Origin of the sequence: Pseudomonas sp. NPDC087817 (assembly GCF_044742875.1) — a bacterium.
Classification (GTDB): domain Bacteria; phylum Pseudomonadota; class Gammaproteobacteria; order Pseudomonadales; family Pseudomonadaceae; genus Aquipseudomonas.
On record NZ_JBIUVJ010000003.1, the window covers coordinates 62,173 to 86,959 of the forward strand.

Here is a 24,787-nt window from a genome sequence, read left to right on the forward strand (position 1 = left end):
GCAGCCTCGATGTTGAATGTGCCGGCCCTTTCGGCAGATGTTCTGCAATTGTCAGTGATTGCTCATCAGCCCATGCAGCACGCCCAGCCTCAATCCCGGCTCGGAGGGCACCATCTGCGAGATGCCAAACACCTTGAAAGCCGCCAGCATCAACACCAGCCCGCCGGGCAGGATGCTCTGGCGATGAGGTTGCAGACCGGCGAGCTTCAACTGTTGGACGTTGCTGACCTTCAGCAACAGCAAGGAAAGACGCAACAGGCCAGCGTAGGTAATACCGTCCTGAGCGAAGTCGTTAAGTCGATTGGCCTTCAGCACTTTGGCGAGCATGCGCGCAGTGCCCGAAGAGCCAATGGTCTGCTGCCAGCCCTGAGCGCGATAGCGGCGGGCGACTTTTTCGAATTGCAGGATGGCCACGCGTTCGGCTTCTTGCAGGGCGCCGGCAGAAATGGCGCCACCGCGAAAGAATCGCGTACTTAACGTGCCGCTGCCGACGGCGATGCTTTCGGTCAGTAGCGGTTGCGAACCCTGGCCGAGAATCAGTTCGGTGGAGCCGCCGCCGATGTCGACCACCAGACGCATGTCTTCGACGCCCGGTAACGTGTGCGCCACGCCGGCGTAGACCAACCGAGCCTCTTCATGCCCGGAAATGACGTCGATGCGAAAACCCAGATGCCGCTCGGCACTGGCCAGAAACAGCGGCGCGTTATCGGCCTCGCGCACCGCGCTGGTCGCCACTGCCCGCACTCGACCCGGGTCGAACCCGCGCAGTTTCTTGCCGAATCGCGCCAACGCCTGCCAGCCTCGATCCAGCGCCAGCGTATCCAGTGCGCCTCCGTCAAAGCCCTCGGACAAACGCACCGGCTCGCGCAGGGTTTTCACTTCCTGAATCATCAGGCCTTTGCGACTGCGTACCGACTGGCCGATCATCATGCGAAATGCATTCGAGCCCAGGTCGATGGCGGCGAACAGCGAGGCGTCTTCTTTCATGGGAGTCCTTGCAAAGCATCCGTCGAAGGCTCAAGACGGTTTGCGAGGATTCTGCCTTTGGCTTGATGACATCCTGATGACGACACAGGGGCGATTGAATGAATTTGCCGCTGTCATGACACTGTCATTTTCCGGCGCCTACACTTTGCTCAATACATCGCGTGTTCTTGAAGTTTTTGCTGCCATTTCCGGCAGCTTTTTTTTGCCTGAAATTTGTCACCCCATTACCCGCCACAGGTCTTGGTTTGCAATTTCTCATAGAGCTTGGCTAATATACGATCCATATACACATCGTATTGGATTCATATATGGGCATCGTAAAGATTTCAGAGGACATGCACGAGAATCTGCGCGTCTCCAGTAACGCTCTCAGCCGCTCGATCAACGCGCAGGCCGAGCACTGGATGCGCATCGGCATGCTCGCCGAGCTGCATCCCAACCTCGACCACAGCGCCATTTGCCGCTTGCTGATCCGCGCCGAGCAGAACGGTGGGCTGGATCTGCAACAACTGACTCAGGAAGCCGTCAGCGCATGAGAAACCAGATCAGGATCAACACCCCGGCCGATATAGCCCAATCGCGTGCCGCTGGCAAACTCGCTGCAGAAGTACTGGCAATGCTGGTGCCGCACGTCAAGGCTGGCGTCACCACCGATGAGCTGGATCGGCTGTGCAACGACTACATCGTCAACGTGCAGAAAGCCGTGCCGGCCAACGTCGGTTATCACGGTTTTCCGAAAACCGTCTGCGCCTCGGTCAACGATGTGGTCTGTCATGGCATCCCTTCGGGCACGCCGTTGAAGGATGGTGACATCGTCAACCTCGACATCGCGGTGATCAAGGACGGCTGGTTCGGCGACACCAGTCGCATGTACGTGGTCGGCGAGGCAACGCCTGAGGCGCAGCATCTGATCAAGACCACTTACGAGGCGATGTGTGCGGGAATCCGCGTGGTCAAGCCGGGCGCGACTCTCGGTGATATCGGCCACGCGATCCAGACGTTGGCGGAAAAGGAAGGCTTCAGCGTAGTGCGCGAGTACTGCGGCCACGGCATCGGCAAGGTCTATCACGATGAGCCGCAGATTCTGCATTACGGTTTTCCCAATCAGGGTATGAAGCTCAAGGCCGGGATGATTTTTACCGTTGAGCCGATGCTCAACGCGGGCAAGCGTCATGTGAAGAACATGCCGGACGGCTGGACCGTGCTGACCAAGGATGGCTCGTTGTCGGCGCAGTGGGAGCATATGGTCGCGGTGACTGAGACCGGGTTTGAAATTCTTACGGCGTGGCCGGATGAGATTGAAGGGTTTGCGCCCATCGTCTGAAAAAAAGGGCCACCGCAGCCCGACGCTGTGATGACCCGAGGGGTACACGCAGTTCAACTGTAGGAGTGAGCCTGCTCGCGATAGCGGTTTATCAGTCAACATCGTTGTCGTCTGACACGCCGTCATCGCGAGCAGGCTCACTCCTACAGGGGTTGTGTGTTGCCAGTAAAGCTCAGTGAGAACCCGCAGCCTTGTTGAGGTCGCTTTCAGTCCACTCGGTGTAGACGCAGGCGTCGGCAGTCGCCCAGCGCACTCGCACCGGATCCCCGGCCTTGAGCGGCATGCCAGCGGCTGACAATGCCTTCACCGTCATCGAGGTGCCGCCCGAAGTCACCACGCTGCAAGTCTGGCTTTCTCCGAGAAACAACACTTCTACGACCTTCGCTGACACCTCGTTCCAGCCCGACGGCAGCGGTTCGCTGATCGCCTGCGGCACGCTCAAGGCCAAGGCTTTTTCCGGCCGCACCATCAGCAATACATCCTGATCGGTGTGCAATCCCGCCGTCAGCCGAATCGACAACGACTGCCCTTCAAAACTCGCCGCTGCATTGCCCTGCGCCTTGAGTTTGAGGAAGTTCGAGTTGCCGAGGAACGAGGCGACAAAGGCATTCGGCGGATTCTGATAAAGGTCATATCCGCTGCCCAGACCGACAATCTTGCCGTGACTGAAAATTGCAATGCGTTGCGACAAGCGCATGGCTTCTTCCTGGTCGTGGGTCACGTAAACAATGGTGATGCCCAGACGACGATGCAGTTGGCGCAATTCGTCCTGCAAGTCTTCACGCAGCTTTTTATCCAGCGCACCGAGCGGTTCGTCCATCAGCAGAATGCGCGGTTCGTAAACCAGCGCCCGGGCGATGGCGACACGCTGTTGCTGGCCGCCAGACAATTGCGAAGGGCGGCGATGGGCGAACTGCTCAAGTTGCACCAGTTTCAACATCGCGTCGACACGCTTGTCACGTTCGGCTGCGGCAAGTTTGCGAATTGCCAAGGGAAACGCGATGTTGTCGCGCACCGACAGATGCGGGAACAGCGAATAACGCTGAAACACCATGCCGATGTCGCGCTTGTGCGGCGGCACGTTCACCAGCGATTGGCCGTTGACGAGTATCTCGCCGCTGCTCGGCGTTTCGAACCCGGCAAGCATCGACAGCGTGGTGCTTTTGCCCGAGCCGCTGGAGCCGAGGAAGGTCAGGAACTCGCCGTCCTTGATGTCCAGCGAGATGTTGTCGACGGCGGCAAAGTCGCCGTAATGCTTGTTCAGGTTGCGCAGGCTGACCAGGGGTTTGTCGTTCTGCTGGGATGCGTCTTTGATCACGGCACTCATGTCGTACTCCTGGGCGCTCAGGCGCTGATTTCGTTGCGCCGGCGCAGCGCGGCGGCGATCACCATGACCAACACTGACAAGCCGATCAGCAGCGTCGAAGCGACGGCGATCACCGGTGTCAGGTCCTGGCGCAGGGTGGTCCACATTTTCACGGGAAGGGTTTGCAGGGTCGGGCTGGCCATCATCACGCTGAGCACCACTTCATCCCACGAAACGAGGAAGGCGAAGAGGGCGCCGGCGACCATGCCCGGACGAATCGCCGGGAAGGTCACCTTGAACACTGCTTGCAGACGCGAGGCACCGCAGATCACTGCCGCGTCTTCAATCGACTGATCGAACAGCTTCAGCGAGTTGATGATCGAGATGATGGTGAACGGCAACGCGACGATCACATGGCTGACCACGAAGGCGAACATCGTCCCGGTGTAACCGAGCTTGAGGAACAGCGCGTACACCGCCACGGCGATGATCACCAGTGGCACGATCATCGGCAGGGTGAACAGGCCGTAGAGCATTTCCCGGCCGGGAAAGCGCCCGCGCACCAAAGCAAAAGCGGTCGGCAAACCGAGGGCCACGGCGCAGATTGTGGTCAGCACGGCGACCTTGAGGCTGGCCGCTGCGGCGTTCATCCAGTCCGGGTTGGAGAAGAACTGGCCGTACCATTTCAGCGTCCAGCCCGGTGGCGGAAACACCAGCCACTGCGACGAGCCGAACGACAACAGCACGATGAAGACGATCGGCAACAGCAGGAACAGACCGATCAGCCCGGTGGTGGCGTAGAGGCCGAAACGCATGCGCCGGCTCATCGCATTGGGAGTCAGGAGCATGTCGGCTTACCTCGCGTTACTGGCGCCAACCGGGGATTCCGGCTGAAGCTTCAGGTAGAAGTAGAACAGCACCAAAGTGATCGCGATCAGCAACGCAGCGCCGGCACTGGCCAGACCCCAGTTGAGGAACGATTGCACCTGCTGAATGATGAACTCCGGCAGCATCATGTTCTGCGCGCCGCCGAGCAGTGCCGGGGTGACGTAGTAACCGAGCGACATCACGAACACCATCAAGCCGCCGGAGGCCAGACCCGGCCGGCACAGCGGCAGGAACACCCGGAAGAAGTTGGTCCACGGACTGGCGCCACAGATCGAACCAGCCTGCAGAATCATCGGGTCGATGGCCTGCATGGTCGCCTGCAGCGGCAGCACGATGAACGGGATCATGATGTAGCTCATGCCGATCACCACACCGGTGAGGTTATGCACCATTTCCAGCGGCTGATCGATGATGCCCATCGCCATCAGGGCCTTGTTGATCACCCCGGACGCTTGCAGCAGCACCAGCCATGAGTAGGTGCGGGCGAGCAGGCTGGTCCACATCGACAGCAGAACGATGTTGAGAATCCAGCGACCCCAGCCGCGCGGCACCAGAGTGATCGCCCAGGCCAGCGGAAAGCCCAGCAGCAGGCTGAACAGCGTCACCAGCCCGGCCACCGAAAAGGTGTTGAGCAGCACCCGTGCATACGCCGAGTTGGCGAACAGTTGTTCGTAGTTGCCAAGGCCCGGGGTCGGTTCGAGCACGCCGCGCAACAGCAGGCCAATCAACGGCGCGAGAAAGAACAGGCCGATGAACAGCAGCGCCGGTGCGAGGTTGCCGGCGCCGCGCCAGCGTTGTCTGAGGGACGGGGCTTGCTGCATCGCAACCGCCTGTTTTCCGTGGGCCGAGCCGGCAGCGCTCGCGGCGCTCCCGGTGGCAGTGGAGGGACGGGACGCGGTGGCCGCCATTTTCATTTGACCAGCCATTCGTTCCACCGTGTCGCGATGGCCTGGCCGTTTTTGGCCCAGTACGCGAAATCAAGAGTGATCTGATCCTTAGCGTAGGCAGTCGGCAGGTTGGGGGCCAGCGTCGAATCCAGACGCTCCACACTGTCGAGGTTGACCGGGGCGTAGGCGGTCAGGTTGGAGAAGTCGGCCTGGCCTTTGGCGCTGCTGGCATTGGCCAGAAACTTCATCGCCGCGTCCTTGTTTTTCGAGCCTTTTGGAATCACCAGAATGTCGGCCATGACCAGGTTCTGTTTCCAGCTCACGCCAACCGGCGCGCCGTCTTCTTGCAGGGCGTGAATGCGGCCGTTCCAGAACTGACCCATGCTCGCTTCGCCAGAGGCCAGCAGTTGCTGCGACTGCGCGCCGCCGCCCCACCAGACGATGTCTTTCTTGATGGTGTCGAGTTTCTTGAAGGCGCGATCCAGATCCAGCGGGTAGAGCTTGTCGGCCGCGACGCCGTCGGCCAGCAGCGCCAGTTCGAGCACGCCGGGGCTTGGCCATTTGTACAGGGCGCGTTTGCCGGGGTAGGTCTTGGTGTCGAACAGTGCCGTCCAGTCTTGCGGCTTGGCAGCGCCGAGTTTGCCCTCGTTGTAGCCGAGGACGAAGGAGAAGAAGAACGAGCCGACGCCGTAATCGCTGACGAAACGCGGGTCGATCTTGTCGCGCTGAATCACTTTGAAATCGAGGGGTTCGAGCAGGCCTTCAGCGGCGGCACGCAGGGCGAAATCGGCTTCGACATCGACCACATCCCACTGCACGTTGCCGCTTTCGACCATGGCCTTGAGTTTGCCGTAGTCGGTCGGGCCGTCCTGCACCACGGTGATGCCGCTGGCCTTGCTGAACGGATCGGCCCAGGCCTGTTTCTGCGCATCCTGGGTGCTTCCGCCCCAGCTGACAAAATTCACGCTGTCGGCAGCCATTGCAGCCTGGCCGGTGACGCTGAGCAGTCCCGCAAAAAAGATCGCGGTTGCAGCTTTGTTCAACACCATTTTTACGCCCTCATTGTTGTGTTTTTGAGCGGGCTTGCGTTGTTGCCCGCCTATCGGGAGCAGTAGATGGACGTTCGTTGGAGTGTCCGGTCTATGGAATATCATATTATGGTATTCCAAACTTTGTGCAAGCACTTTGCCTTACCGGTTATCTGGCGAATCTGTTTTTTGGAAGCTCAGAGGAATCAGTTTGAAATGCAAAACCCTGTAGGAGTGAGCCTGCTCGCGATAGCGGTATTTCAGTCAACATCATTGCTGAATGTCACACCGCTATCGCGAGCAGGCTCACTCCTACATTTGGATTTTTGTTCGTCGTGGGTTATTCGGTGAAGGGGATGCTCTCGACCACTTCCAAGTCATACCCGGTCAACCCCGCATACTTCAGCGGTGGGCCGAGATGACGCAGCTTGCCAACCCCCAGATTCTGCAAAATCTGCGCCCCAGTCCCCACCTCGGAATAAATCCGCGATTGCGAGCGACTGAACTGCCGCGGCGGTTGGGTCAATTGCGGCACGCGCTCAAGCAACGCCTGCGACGACTCATGATTGGCCAATACCACCACAACCCCATGCCCTTCAGCGGCAACCCGTTGCAGCGCCGCCCACAGTGTCCAGTTGCTCGGCCCGCTGTACTCGGCACCGACCAGATCACGCAGCGGATCAATCACATGCACGCGCACCAGCGTCGGCTCTTCGCGGCGCAGATCGCCCATGACCATGGCCATATGCACGCCGCCCTCGATGCGATCCTCAAAGGTGATCAAGCGGAACGTGCCGTGCACCGTCGGCAGCTCACGTTCGCCAATCCGTTCGATGGTGTGTTCGGTGCTGAGTCGATAGTGGATCAGGTCGGCGATGGTGCCGATCTTGATCCCGTGCTTGCGTGCAAACACTTCCAGATCCGGGCGACGGGCCATGGTGCCGTCGTCGTTCATCACCTCAACGATGACCGAGGCCGGTGTGAAACCGGCGAGACGCGCTAAATCGCAACCCGCTTCGGTATGACCAGCGCGGGTCAGCACGCCACCTTCCTTGGCACGCAACGGAAAGATATGGCCCGGCTGTACCAGGTCTTCGGCGCGAGCGTCTTTGGCTACGGCGGCGGCAACCGTGCAGGCGCGGTCGGCGGCGGATATGCCGGTGGTGACGCCAACCGCCGCTTCAATCGACACCGTGAAGGCTGTGCTGAACACGCTCCCATTGGCCGGCACCATTTGCTCAAGGCCCAAACGCTGGCAATGTTCGTCAGTCAGCGTCAGGCAGATCAGCCCCCGCGCTTCACGCGCCATGAAGCTGATCGCCTCGGGCGTGCAGCAGTCGGCGGCCAGCAGCAGGTCGCCCTCGTTTTCGCGATCTTCATCATCGACCAGCAAGACCATTTTGCCGAGACGATAATCTTCGATGATTTCTTCGATGCTGTTGAAGGCCATGCTGGACTCTCAGGGTTCGTTGGAAATATATTGGTATACCATAATACAAAATCAACAAAGAGGTCACTATGAAGGCGTACTGGATTGCTCACGTGGATATCGCCGATGCCGATCACTACAGCCAATACACCCAGCGCGCGCCGGCGGCCTTCGCCGAGTTCGGCGCGAAGTTTCTCGCGAGAGGCGGGCGCAGCGAGGCGATGGAAGGGCGCAGGACGCCGCAACGCAGTGTGGTGATCGAGTTTGAAAGCTACGAAAAAGCCGTGGCGTGCTACCAATCGGCGGCGTACCAGGAGGCGAAAAGTTACCGCGAGGAATGGGCGAAGGCGGAAATCATCATCGTCGAAGGCATCGCCCCACTCTGAACCCCGCGGAAGTGATCGTTCCCACGCAATGATCGTTCCCACGCTCCGCGTGCGAATGCCTCTTCGGACGCTCCGCGTTCGGCTTTTGAAGGGACGCGGAGCGTCCCGGGCTGCATTCCCACGCGGAGCGTGGGAACGATCAGGCAGGGGGGAATGCGGTCTTCAGCGGATAAAGTGGATCTTGCCGCTATCGTCATTGCCCATGTAGATCCCGTAAACCCCAGCCTGGCGCTCCTCGATATAGCGCTCGAGAATCTGCCGGATCGCCGGGTAATAGATCTGTTCCCACGGGATGTCTTCAGGCGCAAAGAACTTGTAGTCCAGCGTTTCCGGCCCGTACTGCCCGGTGATCTCCAGCGCAATGGCGCGGAAGATGATGTACACCTCGCTGATCTTCGGCACGCTGAAAATCGAATAGGGCGAGAGAATCTCCGCACGCACGCCGCTTTCTTCCCAGACTTCACGCAGCGCCGCCTGCTCGGTGGTCTCGCCGCTTTCCATGAAGCCGGCCGGCAGCGTCCAGGTGCCCGGGCGCGGGGGAATCGCCCGTTGGCACAAGAGGTATTTGCCGTCCTGCTCGATGATGCAGCCGGCAATGATCTTCGGATTGACGTAGTGGATGTAGCCGCAACCGCGACACATCAGGCGTTCGTGCGTATCGCCCGGCGGTACCTGCTGACTGAGGTCAGGGCCACCGCATTTCGGGCAATAGCTCGGGCTGAACATATCAGTGACCTATACGAGGTTCTTTCAGCGCAATCGGCAGGGTGATTGGCGGGGTAGCCCCGGTCTCTTCCTGCTTGCGCTTGAGATAGTCGAGTGCCACCGCAGCGGCAGCACGAACGTGATCAACACAGGCCTGATGCGCCGCCAGCGGATCGCCGCTCTTGATCGCCGCGACCATTTTTTCCATTTCCTGATTACTCGCGCCGCGACGGTTTTCCTGGGAAACCGAGGTCGCGCGCAAGTAGCTGATGCGAGCCTGCAACTGACGCAACTGAGTCGCCGCGACATGATTGCCCGAACCTTCCAACAGCACGTCGTAGAAACCCTGGACCGAGTCGATCACCTGTTGCAGTTCGCCGTCCTTGAGTGCCTTGCGGTTCTCGTCGAGGGCTTTTTCCAGGGCTTTGATGTCCTTGGCCTTGGCGCGCAGCGTGAACAGCTGGACGATCAAACCTTCCAACACGCAGCGCAGCTCATAGATATCGACGGCATCGGCGAGGGTGATGATTGCCACGCGCGGGCCTTTGGCATCGGCGAACTCGACCAGGCCTTCGGATTCAAGGTGACGCAAGGCTTCGCGCACCGATGTGCGGCTGACGCCAAGGCGATCGCATAGATCGCGCTCCACCAGACGATCGCCCGGCATGAGCTGGAAATTCATGATCGCGCTACGCAGTTTATCCAGCACGATTTCGCGCAGGGTAACGGGGTTGCGATTGACCTTGAAGCTGTCGTCGAGTGGCTGGCGTTTCATGGGGTCCGCTCTTTACTGTGGCTGTCCATGCCAGACGGGCATCAAAACAGCCGAGGGGTTAACTGGAGGCCTCGGCGTCGGCTTCGGCGAAGGCTTCACGGGCGAGCCGGAAACTGTCCACGGCCGCCGGGACGCCGCAATAAATGCCGACCTGAAGCAGAATTTCGCGTATTTGCTCACGACTAAGGCCGTTACGCAAGGCGCCGCGCACATGCAGCTTGAGTTCGTGCGGACGGTTGAGCGCCGAGATCATCGCCAGGTTGATCATGCTGCGCTCCTTGAGCGACAAGCCTTCGCGGCCCCAGACATGACCCCAACAGTATTCAGTGACCATTTCCTGTAGCGGACGGGTGAAGTCGTCGGCGTTCTCTATTGAGCGTTGCACATAGGCTTCGCCGAGTACCTGGGTGCGGATCTCCAGGCCTTTTTCGTACTTCTCGTTATTCATATTCTTTGCCTCACCTCAATCCCTGTGGGAGCTGGCTTGCCAGCGATAGCGGACTATCAGCCAACATCGATGTTGAATGTTAAGTCCTCATCGCTGGCAAGCCAGCTCCCACAGGGTTTTGCATTGTTCTCTCAACCAAGGGTCGGCAACGGCCCGAGCTTGCCTTTGTGGTAGATCATCGGCGTCACGGGTTGCGCCGGCAGGATCAGGTTCTTCACCGCGCCCACGATGATCGCGTGATCACCACCGTCGTATTCCCGCCACAGCTCACACTCGATGATCGCCGTGGCCTTGGCGAGGATCGGGTTGCCGAGTTCGCTCAAATGCCACTCGATGTTCTTGGCCTTGTCCTTGCCTTTACCGGCGAAAGCGTAGGCCTCGGCGGTCTGGTCGGCGGACAGCAAATGGATCGCGAATTTCTTGCTGTCGCGCAAAACCGGATAGGTGTCGGAAGCGTAGTTGGGACAGAACAGCACCAGCGCCGGATCAATCGACAGCGCGCTGAAGGCGCTGGCGGTGATGCCGACGATGCCGCCTTCCGGGTCGAGGGTGGTGACCACCGTGACGCCAGACGGAAACGAACTCATCACGTCTTTGTAAATGCCGGGTTCGATCATTTCGCAGGACTCCTAGCGCATCACAAACGGATCAGGCATCGGTGCCTGAGAGAGGTTGATCCACACCGTTTTCAGTTCGGTGTAGGCCAGCACCGAATCGATGCCGCTTTCGCGTCCATAGCCACTGTTCTTGAAACCGCCAATCGGCGCCATCGCCGACACCGCACGGTAAGTGTTGACCCAGATAATCCCTGAACGAACATCACGAGCGAGGCGATGGGCGCGACCGAGATCGCGCGTCCAGATGCCGGCGGCGAGGCCGAACTGTGAGTCGTTGGCGATCGCCAGCGCTTCAGCTTCATCTTTGAATCGAATCACCGAAGCCACCGGGCCGAACACTTCTTCCTGCATGATCTTCATCGAATTGCGGTCGCATTCGAACAGCGTCGGCTCGTAGAACCAGCCTTCACCAAGACCCGCCGGACGCTTGCCGCCGGTACGCAAACGCGCACCTTCTGCGATGGCATCAGCCACAAGACCTTCGACCACCGCCAGCTGCTGCGCAGTGGCCATCGGGCCCATCTCACTGTTGTCTTCCTGTGGGTTGCCGATGCGAATGCGTTGGGCGCGCTCGACCAGTCGATTGACGAATTCGTCGTAGATTTCGTCCTGCACCAACAGGCGCGAACCCGACACACAACTTTGCCCAGAGGCGGCGTAGATCCCGGCGATGGCGCCGTTGATCGCGCTGTCCAGATCGGCATCGGCGAAGATGATGTTCGGCGACTTGCCGCCCAGTTCCAGCGACAGCTTGGCGAAGTTCTCGGCGCTGCTGCGCACCACATGCCGCGCCGTCGCCGCGCCGCCAGTGAAGGCGATCTTGCGGATCAGCGGATGACGGGTGAGGGCGGCGCCGGTGCTCGGGCCATACCCGGTGACGACGTTGACCACGCCCGGCGGAATCCCGGCTTCGAGGGCCAGACGCGCCAGCTCCAGAATCGTCGCCGAGGCGTGCTCGGACGGCTTGATCACAATCGTGTTGCCGGCGGCGAGGGCCGGGGCGAGTTTGATTGCGGTCAGGTATAGCGGGCTGTTCCACGGAATGATCGCGGCGACCACACCCATCGCTTCGTGCACGGTGTAGGCGAACAGGTCGGGCTTATCCAGCGGCAGGGTGCCGCCTTCGAGCTTGTCGGCGAGGCCTGCGGTGTAGTGGAAGAACTCCGGCAGATAACCGACCTGACCCCGGGTTTCGCGGATCAGCTTGCCGTTGTCGCGACTTTCCAGTTGCGCCAGTTGTTCCTTGTTTTCGGCGATCAGATCGCCGAGGCGACGCAGCAACTTGCCGCGTGCGGTGGCGGTGAGGCCGCGCCAGGCCGGGCTGTCGAACGCGGCCTGCGCCGATTGCACGGCGCGTTCGACGTCCGCTTCATCGGCGTCGGGCAGTTGCGCCCAGGCTTGTGCGGAGGCCGGGTTGAGGCTTTCGAAAGTCTTGCCGGAGAGGGCTTCGACCCATTCTCCGCCGATGCACATCTGGAAGCGTGCGAGTGTCATGCAACGATCCCCTTTATTTGGTTTTGTCGGGAGTGTGCGAATTGGAGAAATTCCAGCAGCGTCTGGTTGACCAGTCGCGGCGACTCTACGGGCATCATATGCCGTTGCTCGGGCAGCACGGCAACCTTCGCGCCGGGAATGCGCCGGGCCAGTTGCTCGGCCATTTCCGGGGTCGAACCCGGGTCGAGTTCGCCGGTGGCAATCAGCGTCGGCGCCTGAATGCTGCCCAGGTCGTCGGCGCGGTACATGTCTTGGGTGGCGAACAGCTCATAAGTGGTCAGATAGCCTTGCGGATCATTGCCGGCGAGGGTCTGGCGGATCGCGGCGATCTGCGCCGGGTTAGCCGCCTGATATTCACGGCTGAACCAGCGTGACAGCGCCGCTTCGGCATTGGCGTCCGGTCCATGTTCGGCAGCCTGAGCGGTGCGGGCGATAACGCCGGCACGCTGCTCTTCGCTGCGGTTGAACACGCTGTTCAACACCACCAGGCTTTGCAGGCGCTGCGGGTAATGCAAGGCAAACGCCCGCGCCACCAGCCCGCCCATGGAAAAACCGATCACCGCTGCCTCAGGCAGGTTCAAGTGATCGAGTAGTTCCAGCAGCTGATCAGCGTACCCGAGCAGGTCGGTGCCGCTGGCCGGTCGCGGGCTGGCGCCGTGGCCGAGCATGTCGTAGGCGATCACCTGATATTGGGCTGACAGGCCAACGATCTGGCCGCCCCACATTTCTTTGTTCAGGCCCACGCCGTGGATCAAGACCACGGGCTGGCCTTGGCCGGTCGCCAGGTAACTGGTGCCAGCCGGGGTGAGTTCAGCGGTGAGCCGAATCATGGAGCGCTCCTGCAATGCCTTTTTATTGTGATTACTGGGCTTTTTCGGCGGCCAGTTCTTCCAGATCGATGTAACGGTTGCCGATGCGCGGATGCAGGCGACCACCGTCGGCGCAACCGAGCACCACGACGATTTCGTCGGCACGCGGCGCGTCTTCGATCTGCATTTCCAGAGTGATGTAGTGCGAACGCTGGCCTTCGTCGTCCTTGTGCATCATCGGGATCTGGATCGAGGTGCCCGGGCCGCCGCGCTTGTTGGTGAAGCTCAGATAGCTCTTGGCGTTGACCGCTTCGCGATAGTGATTGCCAAAGCGCAGGGTGTGGATCACGGCGGAGGCGTGTTCGATTTCGCCATCAGCGCCGACCACGGCCGCTTTGCCGTAAGCCTCGATCTTCTCGGCGCCGCCGATGATGCCGACCAGACGCTCGACCATCAGGGCACCGAGGTCGGAGCAATTGGCGCGGATCTGCGGCTTGAGGTCTTCAACGAAACCGTTACCCACCCACGGGTTTTTCATCACCACGGCGAGGCCGACCATGGTCACTGGCTTGTCAGTGGCCTTACCGCCTTCGATGAAGGTCTCTTCGACATAGCTGACGATCTTGCGAATTTCGAAACTCATGAGCTGCTCCGTTGGGGGATTGAGAGTGTCTGTGCGTCTGATGGTATACCATAATACCGATCGTGCAAGTCCCCCTCACAAGATTTGCCGCATCACTCCGGCGAATGGTCATGCATTCAAATCCCGAAGCCCCCACGATCCCTTGTAGGAGTGAGCCTGCTCGCGATAGCGGTGTGTCAACTGAACAATTGCTAAGTGACACACCGCTATCGCGAGCAGGCTCACTCCTACAAGGGGAATATCTCGGCAATAGCGGGCCGCTTTTGGTTAACAAAAGATAACGTGGCGCCGATTGTCAGACGTTTCTAAAGCCCGATAGGATGGGCCAGCTTCCGAAGTGGCTCTGGATTGCGGGTTTCAGGACTATGCTTCTGACCAGCCATCACAGGAGCACACTTGCGGCGCCCTTGAAGGCCAGATGGCCTAACAATAATAAATAGGGGAAGGTCTATGAGTCGTTGCCGCCCGCCGGCGTTACGCAACACCGCGTTGCTGGCCACAGCACTCTCTCTGCTGGGCTTCGCCACGTTGTCGGCACCTGTGATCGCCGCCGAGGCCCCGGCCGACGTGGTGTACGCCACCGAATCCGCCAAAGCCACGAAAAGCCTGATTCTCGATGTTGTCCACGCCGGAACGCGGCTGGTGGCGGTCGGAGATCGCGGGCACATCGTCTATTCCGATGACCAGGGCAAGACCTGGACTCAAGCCAAGGTGCCGAGCCGGCAACTGCTCACGGCGGTGTACTTTGTCGACGACAAGCACGGCTGGGCGGTCGGCCATGACGCGCAGATTCTCGCCAGTGAAGACGGCGGTCTGACCTGGACCAAGCAATTCGAAGACCTCAAACGTGAATCGCCGCTGCTCGACGTCTGGTTCAAGGACGTCGACAGCGGCCTTGCCGTGGGCGCCTACGGGGCCTTGCTGGAAACCACCGACGGTGGCAAGAACTGGGAAGACGTCAGCGACCGCCTCGACAACGAAGACCAGTTCCACCTCAACGCCATCGCTGCGGTGAAAGACGCCGGGCTGTTCATCGTCGGCGAATCCGGCAGCATGTTCCGCTCCGCCGACTGGGGCCAGACCTGGGAAAAACTCGAAGGCCCGTACGAGGGCTCGCTGTTCGGCGTGATAGGCACCGCGCAAGCGCAGACCCTGCTGGCCTACGGTCTGCGCGGCAACCTTTACCGCTCCACCGATTTCGGCAGCACCTGGGAACAGGTCGAACTGAAAGCCGCGCGCGGTGCGCTGGAGTTCGGCCTGTCCGGCGCCACGCTGCTGGCGGACGGCTCCATCGTCATCGTCGGCAACGGCGGTTCGGTGATCAGCAGTAGCGACAATGGCGAAACCTTCAGCGTGTTCAACCGCCCGGATCGCATTTCGCTGTCTTCGGTCACTGCGGCTGGCGACGGCAACCTGATTCTGACCGGGCAGGGCGGTGTGCACACCACACTGCCAAACGGCGCCGAGATCAATAATAAGAAGGCGGGGCTATGACTTCCTTGATCACTCCTCAGCAGGACAAGGCGACGTTCCTCGAACGTCTGATTTTCAACAACCGCCCGGCCGTGATCCTTATCTGTCTGGTGGTCAGTATTTTCCTGTTCTGGCAGGCCACGCTGATCCGGCCGTCGACCAGCTTCGAAAAAATGATCCCGCTCAAGCATCCGTTCATCGAGAAGATGATGGAGCACCGCAACGATCTGGCGAACCTGGGCAACACCGTGCGGATTTCGGTGGAAGCCACCGACGGCGACATCTTCTCCAAGGAGTACATGGAGACCCTGCGTCAGATCAACGACGAGGTGTTCTACATCTCCGGCGTCGACCGTTCCGGCCTCAAGTCGCTGTGGAGCCCGAGCGTACGCTGGACCGAAGTGACCGAAGAAGGTTTTGCCGGCGGCGAAGTGATCCCGCAGAGCTACAACGTCTCGCAGGACAGCCTCGATCTGCTGCGCAACAACGTGCTCAAGTCCGGTCAGGTCGGGCGTCTGGTGGCCAACGACTTCAAGTCGAGCATTGTCGACATCCCGCTGCTGGAGTCCTATCCGGACCCGGATGACCAGGGCAAGTTGCTGGCGCTGGACTACCGCAAGTTCTCCCATGAACTCGAAGACAAGATCCGCAACAAGTTCGAAGCGCAGAACCCTAACGTCAAGATCCACATCGTCGGTTTCGCCAAGAAGGTCGGTGACCTGATCGACGGTCTGGTGATGGTGGTGATGTTCTTCGGCATCGCCTTCGTCATCACCCTGATTCTGCTGTTGTGGTTCACCAATTGCTTGCGCAGCACCATTGCGGTGTTGAGCACGACACTGGTGGCGGTGGTCTGGCAGCTCGGATTAATGCACTTCTTCGGCTTCGGGCTCGATCCGTATTCGATGCTGGTGCCGTTCCTGATCTTCGCCATCGGTATTTCCCACGGCGTACAAAAGATCAACGGTATCGCCCTGCAATCCAGCGAGGCCGACAACGCCCTGACCGCAGCGCGGCGCACCTTCCGGCAACTGTTCCTGCCGGGGATGATCGCGATTCTCGCGGATGCGGTCGGGTTTATTACGCTGCTGATCATCGACATCGGCGTGATCCGTGAACTGGCCATCGGCGCGTCGATCGGCGTGGCAGTGATCGTGTTCACCAACCTGATCCTGCTGCCGGTAGCGATTTCCTATGTCGGCATCAGCAAGCGGGCGATTGCCAAGAGCAAGAAGGACGCGAACCGCGAACACCCGTTCTGGCGCCTGCTGTCGAACTTCGCCAACCCGAAAGTCGCACGCATCTCGGTAGTGCTGGCGCTGATCGCCTTCGGCGGCGGCCTCTGGTACAGCCAGAACCTGAAAATCGGCGACCTCGACCAGGGCGCGCCGGAGCTGCGTCCGGACTCGCGTTACAACAAGGACAACAACTTCATCATCAACAACTATTCGACCAGTTCCGATGTGCTGGTGGTGATGGTCAAGACCAAGGCTGAAGGCTGTTCACGCTTTGAGGCCATGGCGCCAATCGACGAACTGATGTGGAAGATGCAGAACACCGAGGGCGTGCAGTCGGCGATCTCGCTGGTGACTGTGTCCAAGCAGATGATCAAGGGCATGAACGAGGGCAACCTGAAATGGGAAACCCTGTCGCGTAACCCGGATGTGCTGAACAACTCGATTGCCCGCGCTGACGGTCTGTACAACAACAGTTGCTCGCTCGCGCCGGTGCTGGTGTTCCTCAACGATCACAAGGCCGAAACCCTCGATCGTGCGGTGCATGCGGTGCAGGAATTCGCCAAGGACAACAACAAGGACGGTCTGGAATTCATCCTCGCCGCCGGTAACGCCGGGATCGAAGCGGCCACCAACGAAGTCATCAAACAGGCTGAGCTGACCATCCTGATTCTGGTGTACATCTGCGTGGCGGTGATGTGCATGATCACCTTCCGTTCGTGGGCGGCGACCTTGTGCATCGTCCTGCCGCTGGTGCTGACCTCGGTACTCGGCAACGCGCTGATGGCGTTCATGGGCATCGGCGTGAAAGTCGCCACGCTGCCGGTGGTGGCGCTGGGTGTGGGGATTGGTGTCGACTACGGCATCTACATCTACAGCCGCCTGGAAAGTTTCCTGCGTGCCGGTCTGCCGTTGCAGGAAGCTTATTACCAAACGTTGAAATCCACCGGTAAAGCGGTGCTGTTCACCGGTCTGTGCCTGGCCATCGGCGTGTGCACCTGGATCTTCTCGGCGATCAAGTTCCAGGCCGACATGGGCCTGATGCTGACCTTCATGCTGCTGTGGAACATGTTCGGTGCGCTGTGGCTGTTGCCGGCACTGGCGAAGTTCCTGATCAAACCGGAGAAGCTGGCGGGGCAGAAGGGCAACTCGTTGTTTGCTCACTGATCTGCAAGGCTGAAACGACAAAGCCGCAACCTCAGGGTTGCGGCTTTTTTACATCTTATGATCCACACAAAACCCTGTGGGAGCTGGCTTGCCAGCGATAGCGGACTAACATCCAACAGCAATGTTGAATGCTAAGCCCTCATCGCTGGCAAGCCAGCTCCCACAGGTTCTTTGGTGTTCAGGAAAGTTCTGTGCCTAGCACGACGCTAAGCGCACTTCGCGCATCATCCAACTGCACCAACGTCGCATGCCGTGCCCCCAACGCATCGCGATTTTCGATCGCGGTGAGAATCGCCTTGTGCCGAGGCAACGCCAATTCATGCAGATTCGGCCGTTGATTCGAATGCTTCAACGCTTCGGCAATCGCCACCGACAGCATGTTGCACAGGTTCGCCAGCAAATCATTGTGCGTCGCATCGGCAATCCGGCTATGAAAGTCCAGATCCGGTTGCAACAGGGCTTCGGGCGTCGGCGCCGCTTCCATGCGTTGGTAGGCTTCGCCGATGAGGGCAATGTCGGCCTCGGTCGCATGTTGGGCGGCGAGGGCGGCGGCGGCGGGTTCGATGATGCTGCGCACGCTGGTCAGCACGTTGAAAAACTCATTCTGCGGGCTGCTTTGCATCAGCCAGTGCAGCACATCCGGATCGAGCATGTGCCACTCGCGCCGAGCCTTGACCACCGTGCCGACACGCGGTTTGGAATACACCAGCCCCTTCGCCACCAGCACCCGCGTGGCTTCACGCAACACCGGCCGACTGACCGCGTACTCCTCGCAGAGCAAGGCTTCGGCGGGCAGTTTGTCATCGGGCAAAAAGCGTCCGGAGACGATCTGCATGCCCAGTTCCTGGACGATGCGCGAGTGCATGCTTTTACGGTCGGAAGGTTTGCGGTAATCCATGGGGAACGGCGCGATCCTGAGCGATGGAGATGGCGCGCATCATAACAGGCACGAGGCGATCTTGAGGCAGATGCACAAAGCAAATGTGGGAGCTGGCTTGCCAGCGATGGCGGAGTGTCAGTCAACATGAATGTCAGCTGAAAGACCGTAATCGCTGGCAAGCCAGCTCCCACAGGGGACGGCGGTGTTAGTGGGAATGGCGGGGGACTTCAGCCCCTCGGCACCCGACCAGGAAGTCAAAATCACAACCCTGATCCGCCTGTAGCACATGGTCGATGTACAACTGACGATACCCGCCCACCAACAATTGCTGCGGTGGTTGCAGATCGGCCATACGCGCTGCCAGCTCGGCATCCGGAATATCCAGATGCAAACGTCCGGTCGCGCAATCCAGCTCGATCCAGTCGCCTTCCTTGACCGTCGCCAAAGGCCCACCAGCCGCTGCTTCCGGCGCTACGTGCAAAACCACGGTGCCGTACGCCGTGCCGCTCATTCGCGCGTCAGAAATGCGCACCATGTCGGTCACACCCTGCGCCAACAGCTTCGCCGGCAGCCCCATGTTGCCGACCTCGGCCATGCCCGGATAACCCTTCGGCCCGCAGTTCTTCATCACCAGAATGGAATCTTTATCGACATCCAGTTCCGGATCGTTGATCCGCGCCTTGTACATGTCGAAGTTCTCGAACACCACCGCACGGCCACGATGCTGCATCAGTTCCGGGGTGGCGGCGGACGGCTTGAGCACCGCGCCAAGTGGCGCCAGGTTACCGCGCAACACGCAAATTCCACCGTCGGCGCGGATCGGATTGTCGAGCGTGCGGATCACTTCGTCCTCGCCATAGATCGGCGCGTCCTTGGTGTTCTCGCCGATGGACTTGCCATTGACGGTCAATGCGTTCGGATTAGGGATCAGATTGGCTTCACCGAGACGGCGCAGCACCGCTGGCAAACCACCGGCGTAATAGAACTCTTCCATCAGGAAACGCCCGGACGGTTGCAGGTCGACGATGGTCGGCATGCCGCGCCCGATGCGGGTCCAGTCGTCCAGATCCAGCTCGACGCCGATGCGTCCGGCGATGGCTTTCAAGTGAATCACCGCGTTGGTCGAACCACCGATGGCTGCGTTGACCCGAATAGCGTTCTCGAAGGCTTCCTTGGTCAGAATCTTCGACAGTTTCAGATCCTCGCGAACCATCTCCACCGCACGCATACCGGACATGTGTGCCAACACATAACGCCGCGCATCCACCGCCGGAATCGCCGCGTTGTGCGGCAGGGAAGTGCCGAGAGCTTCCGCCATGCAGGCCATGGTCGACGCGGTGCCCATGGTGTTGCAGGTGCCCGCGGAACGCGACATGCCGCCCTCGGCCGCCAGAAAATCGTCGATGGTGATGGTGCCGGCCTTGACCTGTTCGCTGAGCTGCCAGACCACAGTGCCGGAGCCGATGTCTTTGCCTTTGTGCTTGCCGTTGAGCATCGGCCCGCCGGTCACGACGATGGCCGGCACGTCGCAACTGGCCGCGCCCATCAGCAGCGCCGGGGTGGTTTTGTCGCAACCGGTCAGCAGCACCACGCCGTCAATCGGGTTGCCGCGAATCGCTTCTTCAACGTCCATGCTCGCCAGGTTGCGCGTCAGCATCGCGGTCGGGCGCAGGTTCGATTCGCCATTGGAGAACACCGGGAATTCCACCGGGAAACCACCGGCCTCGATCACCCCGCGTTTGACGTGCTCCGCGATCTGGCGGAAGTGCGCGTTGCACGGGGTCAGTTCCGACCAGGTGTTGCAGATGCCGATGATCGGCTTGCCATGAAACTGGTGGTCGGCGATGCCCTGATTCTTCATCCAGCTGCGGTACATGAAGCCGTTCTTGTCGGCCGTGCCAAACCATTGGGCGGAGCGCAGGGTGGGTTTCTTATCAGACATGATCGATTCTCTTATTGTATGACTATAGTGTTCGAGCTACGGCCTAACATAAGCGCAAAATCGATGGTTTGGAAGTGTTGTTGGGTAATTAGTAATACTATATAGTCGTTTTCGACGGAGGGATGGCCCTGACGGTTTTTCGTGAGAGGCGTCCCCCGAGGTTCTATAAAAACAACAATCGGAGACCGATCTCATGAGCCAGGAACTGCGGCTGATCCGGCGCATTACGCTGAAACTGATTCCCTTCCTGATCCTGCTATACCTGATCGCCTATGTGGATCGCTCCGCCGTCGGCTTCGCCAAGCTGCACATGGGCGCCGACATCGGCATCGGCGACGCCGCCTACGGTCTCGGCGCCGGGCTGTTTTTCATCGGCTACTTTCTCCTCGAAATCCCCAGCAACCTGATGCTCGAACGCTTCGGTGCGCGGCGCTGGTTTGCGCGGATCATGATTACCTGGGGCGCCATCACCATCGGCATGGCGTTCGTCCAGGGGCCGCACAGTTTCTACGTGATGCGCTTTCTGCTCGGCGCGGCGGAGGCGGGGTTCTTCCCCGGCGTTCTGTACTACATCACCCAATGGTTCCCGGTGCGCCATCGCGGCAAGATCCTTGGCCTGTTCATCCTCTCGCAACCCATCGCGATGATGATTACCGGCCCGGTGTCCGGCGGCCTGCTGGGCATGGACGGCATCCTTGGGCTGCATGGCTGGCAGTGGCTGTTCATCGTCATCGGCACCCCGGCGATCCTGCTGACCTGGCCGGTACTGCGCTGGTTGCCGGATGGCCCGCAACAAGTGAAATGGATGGATCAGGCCGAGAAAGACTGGCTGACCGGCGAGCTGAAAAAGGATTTGCAGGCATACGGTCAGACCCGTCACGGCAATCCGCTGCATGCGCTGAAAGACAAGCGAGTGTTGCTGCTGGCGCTGTTTTATCTGCCGGTGACGTTGAGCATTTATGGGCTGGGTTTGTGGCTGCCGACGCTGATCAAACAGTTCGGCGGCAGCGATCTGGTCACCGGTTTTGTGTCGTCGGTGCCGTACATCTTCGGGATCATCGGCTTGCTGATCGTGCCGCGCAGTTCCGACCGTATGAATGATCGCTACGGCCATCTCGCCGTCCTTTATGTGTTGGGCGCGATTGGCCTGTTCATGAGCGCGTGGCTGTCGTTACCGGTAGCGCAACTGGCGGCGCTGTGCCTGGTCGCTTTCGCGCTGTTTTCCTGCACGGCGGTGTTCTGGACTTTGCCAGGGCGGTTCTTTGCTGGCGCGAGTGCGGCGGCGGGGATCGCACTGATCAACTCGGTGGGGAATCTTGGCGGGTACATCGGACCGTTCGTGATTGGTGCGTTGAAGGAGTACACCGGGAATCTGGCTTCAGGTCTGTACTTCCTCTCCGGGGTGATGGTGTTCGGGTTGATCCTGACCGGAATCGTCTACCGCGTGCTGGAACGTAAACACGTCCTGCCAGTCGACCAGTTTGCTGCCAGCGCCCGTGGTGCCACGCGAACCTGATATCAAACGATCCATCACCGCAAACCCTGTGGGAGCTGGCTTGCCAGCGATAGCAATCTGTCAGTCACATCAATGCTGAATGTGCCGCCGCCATCGCTGGCAAGCCAGCTCCCACAGGGATCAGCGGTGTTTTCGAAGGAATAGGAGAAGAACATGCATCTGGTTCAATTCGAATTAAGCAACGGCGAGCGCCGCGTCGGCGTGGTCGAGGACGGTCTCGTGCGCGAAGTGCAAGACGCCCGCAGCACCCGCGATCTGGCGCTGGCCGCCATCGAGGCCGGCAGCACCCTCGAACAGCAAGTGCACACCCTCGGCCTGGGTATCAGCCACGACTATGCGCAGTTGCTCAAAGACCTGCGCATCCTGCCGCCGCTCGATCATCCGGACCCGGCGCACACGCTGGTCAGTGGCACCGGTCTGACGCATTTGGGCAGTGCTTCGGCCCGGGACAAAATGCATCAGCAGGCTAGCGACGAAGCGACGATGACCGACACCATGCGCATCTTCAAATGGGGCGTGGAGGGCGGCAAACCAGCGGCGGGGCAGGCTGGTGTGCAGCCGGAATGGTTCTACAAGGGCGACGGCAGCATTGTCGTGCGTCCGGGGCAAGCGTTCCCGCTGCCGCCGTTCGCCGAGGACGCCGGCGAAGAGCCGGAGATGGCCGGGCTCTACGTCATCGGGCAGGACGGCAAACCGTATCGGCTGGGCTATGCGGTCGGCAACGAGTTTTCCGACCACATCATGGAACGCAAGAATTACCTGTACCTCGCGCACTCGAAACTGCGCAGTTGCAGTTATGGTCCGGAACTTCGCGTCGGCGGACTACCTCAACACCTTGCGGGCAGCAGCCGCATTCTGCGCGACGGCGAAGTGCTCTGGCAGAACGAGTTTCTCAGCGGCGAGGCGAACATGTGTCACAGCCTCGCCAACCTCGAATACCACCACTTCAAATACGGCCAGTTCCTGCGCCCGGGCGATGTGCACATTCACTTCTTCGGCACCGCGACCCTGTCGTTTGCCGATGGCATCCGCACGCAACCGGGCGATGTATTCGAGATCAGCCAGGCCGAATTCGGCGCACCGCTGGTCAATGGCATCGCGCCGGTTGCAGCGGCTTTTGAACCGGACAGCATCGGCACCCTTTAAGGAGATCCCATGACTCAGATTCTCGGTCACAACTACATCGGCGGGCAGCGCAGCGCAGCTGGCGACGTCAAACTGCAATCCGTCGATGCAACGACGGGCGAGCAATTGCCTCACGATTTCATCCAGGCCACGGAGCAGGAAGTCGACGCTGCCGCCAAAGCCGCCGCGGCCGCGTACCCGGATTATCGCAGCCTCAGCGCTGAACGCCGCGCACAGTTTCTCGATGCGATTGCCGATGAACTGGACACACTCGGCGATGACTTCGTTGCCGTGGTCTGCCGCGAAACGGCATTGCCAGCCGGGCGTATTCAAGGTGAGCGCGGGCGCACCAGCGGGCAGATGCGCCTGTTCGCCAAAGTGCTGCGCCGTGGTGATTTTTATGGGGCGCGGATCGATCTGCCGCTGCCGGATCGTCAACCGTTGCCGCGTCCCGATTTGCGCCAGTACCGCATCGGCCTCGGCCCGGTAGCGGTGTTCGGCGCCAGCAACTTTCCGCTGGCATTTTCCACCGCTGGCGGTGACACCGCGTCGGCCCTGGCCGCCGGTTGCCCGGTGGTGTTCAAGGCACACAGCGGCCATATGGCGACAGCGGAACTGGTCGCCGATGCGCTGATTCGTGCGGCGGAAAAAACCGCGATGCCCGCCGGCGTATTCAACATGGTTTATGGCGGCGGCGTCGGTGAATGGCTGGTCAAACATCCGGCGATCCAGGCTGTCGGCTTCACTGGCTCGCTCAAGGGCGGGCGTGCCTTGTGCGACATGGCCGCTGCGCGTGCGCAACCGATCCCGGTGTTTGCCGAGATGTCGAGCATCAATCCGGTGATCGTTCTGCCGCAGGCGCTGGCCGAGCGCTCGGAAACCGTGGCCCGCGACCTCACTGCGTCGGTGGTGCAGGGCTGCGGTCAGTTCTGCACCAATCCGGGCTTGGTCATCGGGATCCGCTCGCCGCAGTTCAGCGCGTTCGTGCAGCAGGTTGCCGGGCTGATTGGCGATCAACCGGCGCAAACCATGCTCAACGCTGGCACCCTTGGCAGCTACGGCAAAGGTTTGCAGAAGCTGCTGGCGCATCCTGGCGTCGAGCATCTGGCCGGCAATCCACAGCAGGGCAATCAGGCGCAGCCGCAGTTGTTCAAGGCTGATGCAAGCCTGCTGATTGATGGCGATGAAGTGCTGCAGGAAGAAGTGTTCGGCCCGACCACAGTGATTGTCGAAGTCGCGGACAAGGCGCAACTCAGCGCGGCGTTGACGGGGCTGCACGGCCAACTCACGGCGACGATTATCGGTGAACAGGCGGACTTCGAACGCTTCCCCGAACTGACGCCGTTACTGGAACAGAAGGTCGGACGGATCCTGCTCAACGGCTATCCCACCGGCGTCGAAGTGTGCGATTCGATGGTACACGGCGGGCCGTATCCGGCGACGTCCGATGCGCGGGGCACCTCCGTCGGCACGCTCGCCATCGATCGCTTCCTGCGTCCGGTGTGCTTCCAGAATTACCCGGACAGCTTGCTGCCCGAGCCGCTGAAGAATGCCAACCCGTTGCGCATCCAGCGACTGGTCGACGGCAAGCCATCGCGCGACGCCATTTAAAGCAACCCCAATCCCCTGTGGGAGCTGGCTTGCCAGCGATGACTGCGGCACATCCAACATTGATGTGTCAGACAGATTGCTATCGCTGGCAAGTCGAATCGTCGCACCGCAG

23 protein-coding genes are annotated in these 24,787 nt (G+C 60.4%); 8 read left to right on the forward strand and 15 right to left on the reverse strand.

Going from position 1 to position 24,787, the window contains the following annotated elements; translation table 11 throughout:
- Nucleotides 1–51: 51 nt before the first annotated feature.
- On the reverse strand, nucleotides 52–987 hold the full coding sequence (locus ACIONG_RS04025; RefSeq protein ID WP_401296900.1) for a Ppx/GppA family phosphatase: 936 nt from the start codon (nucleotides 985–987) through the stop codon (nucleotides 52–54).
- Nucleotides 988–1,295: 308 nt separating this feature from the next.
- Here ACIONG_RS04025 and ACIONG_RS04030 point away from each other — a divergent pair, with 308 nt between their 5' ends.
- Together ACIONG_RS04030 and map are read left to right on the forward strand one after the other, a co-directional pair.
- Nucleotides 1,296–1,523: a ParD-like family protein gene (locus ACIONG_RS04030; protein WP_262139874.1), complete on the forward strand. Its 228-nt coding sequence runs from the start codon at nucleotides 1,296–1,298 to the stop codon at nucleotides 1,521–1,523.
- Nucleotides 1,520–2,311, forward strand: coding sequence for a type I methionyl aminopeptidase (map, locus tag ACIONG_RS04035; protein ID WP_401296902.1), 792 nt, complete (start codon nucleotides 1,520–1,522; stop codon nucleotides 2,309–2,311). The genes ACIONG_RS04030 and map overlap by 4 nt, the downstream gene beginning before the upstream one ends.
- Nucleotides 2,312–2,483: 172 nt before the next feature.
- Here the strand turns inward: map and ACIONG_RS04040 are convergent, their stop codons facing one another.
- The 5 genes from ACIONG_RS04040 to ribBA all read right to left on the reverse strand — a co-directional run bounded on the left by ACIONG_RS04040 (nucleotide 2,484) and on the right by ribBA (nucleotide 7,870).
- A complete protein-coding gene (locus tag ACIONG_RS04040; protein WP_401296904.1) occupies nucleotides 2,484–3,638 on the reverse strand; it encodes an ABC transporter ATP-binding protein in 1,155 nt (384 codons plus the stop codon).
- 17 nt (nucleotides 3,639–3,655) lie between these two features.
- Nucleotides 3,656–4,465 carry an ABC transporter permease gene (locus ACIONG_RS04045; protein WP_007918021.1) on the reverse strand — a complete coding sequence of 270 codons (810 nt, stop codon included), beginning with the start codon at nucleotides 4,463–4,465 and terminating at the stop codon, nucleotides 3,656–3,658.
- 6 nt (nucleotides 4,466–4,471) lie between these two features.
- The gene (locus ACIONG_RS04050) at nucleotides 4,472–5,419 is read right to left on the reverse strand and encodes an ABC transporter permease (protein ID WP_177431443.1); all 948 of its coding nucleotides are present in this window, start codon (nucleotides 5,417–5,419) and stop codon (nucleotides 4,472–4,474) included.
- A complete protein-coding gene (locus ACIONG_RS04055; protein WP_401296906.1) occupies nucleotides 5,416–6,441 on the reverse strand; it encodes an ABC transporter substrate-binding protein in 1,026 nt (341 codons plus the stop codon). Before ACIONG_RS04055 ends, ACIONG_RS04050 begins: the two co-directional genes overlap by 4 nt.
- Nucleotides 6,442–6,760: 319 nt before the next feature.
- Nucleotides 6,761–7,870: a bifunctional 3,4-dihydroxy-2-butanone-4-phosphate synthase/GTP cyclohydrolase II gene (ribBA, locus tag ACIONG_RS04060; protein ID WP_212809233.1), complete on the reverse strand. Its 1,110-nt coding sequence runs from the start codon at nucleotides 7,868–7,870 to the stop codon at nucleotides 6,761–6,763.
- A 68-nt stretch (nucleotides 7,871–7,938) separates the two neighbouring features.
- Between ribBA and ACIONG_RS04065 the strand changes: the two genes are divergently transcribed.
- On the forward strand, nucleotides 7,939–8,235 hold the full coding sequence (locus ACIONG_RS04065) for a DUF1330 domain-containing protein (protein ID WP_103305747.1): 297 nt from the start codon (nucleotides 7,939–7,941) through the stop codon (nucleotides 8,233–8,235).
- A gap of 162 nt (nucleotides 8,236–8,397) precedes the next feature.
- On the opposite strand, the gene ACIONG_RS04070 is transcribed toward ACIONG_RS04065, so the two are convergent.
- From ACIONG_RS04070 to ACIONG_RS04100, 7 genes are all read right to left on the reverse strand, one after another.
- The gene (locus tag ACIONG_RS04070) at nucleotides 8,398–8,961 is read right to left on the reverse strand and encodes an NUDIX hydrolase (protein ID WP_103305748.1); all 564 of its coding nucleotides are present in this window, start codon (nucleotides 8,959–8,961) and stop codon (nucleotides 8,398–8,400) included.
- 1 nt (nucleotide 8,962) lies between these two features.
- Nucleotides 8,963–9,715 carry a GntR family transcriptional regulator gene (locus ACIONG_RS04075; protein ID WP_103305749.1) on the reverse strand — a complete coding sequence of 251 codons (753 nt, stop codon included), beginning with the start codon at nucleotides 9,713–9,715 and terminating at the stop codon, nucleotides 8,963–8,965.
- 58 nt (nucleotides 9,716–9,773) lie between these two features.
- Nucleotides 9,774–10,163 (reverse strand): carboxymuconolactone decarboxylase family protein, encoded by a 390-nt coding sequence (locus tag ACIONG_RS04080; RefSeq protein ID WP_315447727.1) that lies wholly within the window; start codon nucleotides 10,161–10,163, stop codon nucleotides 9,774–9,776.
- 131 nt (nucleotides 10,164–10,294) lie between these two features.
- Nucleotides 10,295–10,780 (reverse strand): flavin reductase family protein, encoded by a 486-nt coding sequence (locus tag ACIONG_RS04085; protein WP_401296910.1) that lies wholly within the window; start codon nucleotides 10,778–10,780, stop codon nucleotides 10,295–10,297.
- A gap of 12 nt (nucleotides 10,781–10,792) precedes the next feature.
- On the reverse strand, nucleotides 10,793–12,274 hold the full coding sequence (locus tag ACIONG_RS04090; protein ID WP_401296911.1) for an aldehyde dehydrogenase: 1,482 nt from the start codon (nucleotides 12,272–12,274) through the stop codon (nucleotides 10,793–10,795).
- Nucleotides 12,271–13,104 carry an alpha/beta fold hydrolase gene (locus tag ACIONG_RS04095; RefSeq protein ID WP_103305753.1) on the reverse strand — a complete coding sequence of 278 codons (834 nt, stop codon included), beginning with the start codon at nucleotides 13,102–13,104 and terminating at the stop codon, nucleotides 12,271–12,273. Before ACIONG_RS04095 ends, ACIONG_RS04090 begins: the two co-directional genes overlap by 4 nt.
- Before the next feature lie 31 nt (nucleotides 13,105–13,135).
- Nucleotides 13,136–13,726, reverse strand: a complete 591-nt coding sequence (locus tag ACIONG_RS04100; protein ID WP_007917992.1) for an amino acid synthesis family protein — start codon at nucleotides 13,724–13,726, stop codon at nucleotides 13,136–13,138.
- 450 nt (nucleotides 13,727–14,176) lie between these two features.
- Here ACIONG_RS04100 and ACIONG_RS04105 point away from each other — a divergent pair, with 450 nt between their 5' ends.
- Complete coding sequence (locus ACIONG_RS04105) at nucleotides 14,177–15,220, forward strand: WD40/YVTN/BNR-like repeat-containing protein (RefSeq protein ID WP_401296914.1); 1,044 nt, start codon at nucleotides 14,177–14,179, stop codon at nucleotides 15,218–15,220.
- The gene (locus ACIONG_RS04110) at nucleotides 15,217–17,601 is read left to right on the forward strand and encodes an RND family transporter (RefSeq protein ID WP_401296916.1); all 2,385 of its coding nucleotides are present in this window, start codon (nucleotides 15,217–15,219) and stop codon (nucleotides 17,599–17,601) included. The genes ACIONG_RS04105 and ACIONG_RS04110 overlap by 4 nt, the downstream gene beginning before the upstream one ends.
- Nucleotides 17,602–17,779: 178 nt before the next feature.
- Here the strand turns inward: ACIONG_RS04110 and ACIONG_RS04115 are convergent, their stop codons facing one another.
- Together ACIONG_RS04115 and ACIONG_RS04120 are read right to left on the reverse strand one after the other, a co-directional pair.
- Nucleotides 17,780–18,499, reverse strand: a complete 720-nt coding sequence (locus tag ACIONG_RS04115; RefSeq protein ID WP_103305757.1) for a FadR/GntR family transcriptional regulator — start codon at nucleotides 18,497–18,499, stop codon at nucleotides 17,780–17,782.
- A gap of 187 nt (nucleotides 18,500–18,686) precedes the next feature.
- A complete protein-coding gene (locus ACIONG_RS04120) occupies nucleotides 18,687–20,423 on the reverse strand; it encodes an IlvD/Edd family dehydratase (RefSeq protein WP_007917984.1) in 1,737 nt (578 codons plus the stop codon).
- A gap of 193 nt (nucleotides 20,424–20,616) precedes the next feature.
- Between ACIONG_RS04120 and ACIONG_RS04125 the strand changes: the two genes are divergently transcribed.
- From ACIONG_RS04125 to ACIONG_RS04135, 3 genes are all read left to right on the forward strand, one after another.
- Complete coding sequence (locus ACIONG_RS04125; RefSeq protein ID WP_103305758.1) at nucleotides 20,617–21,939, forward strand: MFS transporter; 1,323 nt, start codon at nucleotides 20,617–20,619, stop codon at nucleotides 21,937–21,939.
- A gap of 153 nt (nucleotides 21,940–22,092) precedes the next feature.
- Nucleotides 22,093–23,085, forward strand: coding sequence for an AraD1 family protein (gene araD1, locus ACIONG_RS04130; RefSeq protein WP_401296918.1), 993 nt, complete (start codon nucleotides 22,093–22,095; stop codon nucleotides 23,083–23,085).
- A gap of 9 nt (nucleotides 23,086–23,094) precedes the next feature.
- On the forward strand, nucleotides 23,095–24,675 hold the full coding sequence (locus ACIONG_RS04135; protein WP_401296919.1) for an aldehyde dehydrogenase (NADP(+)): 1,581 nt from the start codon (nucleotides 23,095–23,097) through the stop codon (nucleotides 24,673–24,675).
- Nucleotides 24,676–24,787 lie beyond the last annotated feature (112 nt).

Coding starts and splice junctions, on each gene's coding strand:
- ACIONG_RS04025 (WP_401296900.1), bottom strand. CDS start 987: ATGAAAGAAGACGCCTCGCTGTTCGCCGCCATCGACCTGGGCTCGAAT.
- ACIONG_RS04030 (WP_262139874.1), top strand. CDS start 1,296: ATGGGCATCGTAAAGATTTCAGAGGACATGCACGAGAATCTGCGCGTC.
- map (WP_401296902.1), top strand. CDS start 1,520: ATGAGAAACCAGATCAGGATCAACACCCCGGCCGATATAGCCCAATCG.
- ACIONG_RS04040 (WP_401296904.1), bottom strand. CDS start 3,638: ATGAGTGCCGTGATCAAAGACGCATCCCAGCAGAACGACAAACCCCTG.
- ACIONG_RS04045 (WP_007918021.1), bottom strand. CDS start 4,465: ATGCTCCTGACTCCCAATGCGATGAGCCGGCGCATGCGTTTCGGCCTC.
- ACIONG_RS04050 (WP_177431443.1), bottom strand. CDS start 5,419: ATGAAAATGGCGGCCACCGCGTCCCGTCCCTCCACTGCCACCGGGAGC.
- ACIONG_RS04055 (WP_401296906.1), bottom strand. CDS start 6,441: ATGGTGTTGAACAAAGCTGCAACCGCGATCTTTTTTGCGGGACTGCTC.
- ribBA (WP_212809233.1), bottom strand. CDS start 7,870: ATGGCCTTCAACAGCATCGAAGAAATCATCGAAGATTATCGTCTCGGC.
- ACIONG_RS04065 (WP_103305747.1), top strand. CDS start 7,939: ATGAAGGCGTACTGGATTGCTCACGTGGATATCGCCGATGCCGATCAC.
- ACIONG_RS04070 (WP_103305748.1), bottom strand. CDS start 8,961: ATGTTCAGCCCGAGCTATTGCCCGAAATGCGGTGGCCCTGACCTCAGT.
- ACIONG_RS04075 (WP_103305749.1), bottom strand. CDS start 9,715: ATGAAACGCCAGCCACTCGACGACAGCTTCAAGGTCAATCGCAACCCC.
- ACIONG_RS04080 (WP_315447727.1), bottom strand. CDS start 10,163: ATGAATAACGAGAAGTACGAAAAAGGCCTGGAGATCCGCACCCAGGTA.
- ACIONG_RS04085 (WP_401296910.1), bottom strand. CDS start 10,780: ATGATCGAACCCGGCATTTACAAAGACGTGATGAGTTCGTTTCCGTCT.
- ACIONG_RS04090 (WP_401296911.1), bottom strand. CDS start 12,274: ATGACACTCGCACGCTTCCAGATGTGCATCGGCGGAGAATGGGTCGAA.
- ACIONG_RS04095 (WP_103305753.1), bottom strand. CDS start 13,104: ATGATTCGGCTCACCGCTGAACTCACCCCGGCTGGCACCAGTTACCTG.
- ACIONG_RS04100 (WP_007917992.1), bottom strand. CDS start 13,726: ATGAGTTTCGAAATTCGCAAGATCGTCAGCTATGTCGAAGAGACCTTC.
- ACIONG_RS04105 (WP_401296914.1), top strand. CDS start 14,177: ATGAGTCGTTGCCGCCCGCCGGCGTTACGCAACACCGCGTTGCTGGCC.
- ACIONG_RS04110 (WP_401296916.1), top strand. CDS start 15,217: ATGACTTCCTTGATCACTCCTCAGCAGGACAAGGCGACGTTCCTCGAA.
- ACIONG_RS04115 (WP_103305757.1), bottom strand. CDS start 18,499: ATGGATTACCGCAAACCTTCCGACCGTAAAAGCATGCACTCGCGCATC.
- ACIONG_RS04120 (WP_007917984.1), bottom strand. CDS start 20,423: ATGTCTGATAAGAAACCCACCCTGCGCTCCGCCCAATGGTTTGGCACG.
- ACIONG_RS04125 (WP_103305758.1), top strand. CDS start 20,617: ATGAGCCAGGAACTGCGGCTGATCCGGCGCATTACGCTGAAACTGATT.
- araD1 (WP_401296918.1), top strand. CDS start 22,093: ATGCATCTGGTTCAATTCGAATTAAGCAACGGCGAGCGCCGCGTCGGC.
- ACIONG_RS04135 (WP_401296919.1), top strand. CDS start 23,095: ATGACTCAGATTCTCGGTCACAACTACATCGGCGGGCAGCGCAGCGCA.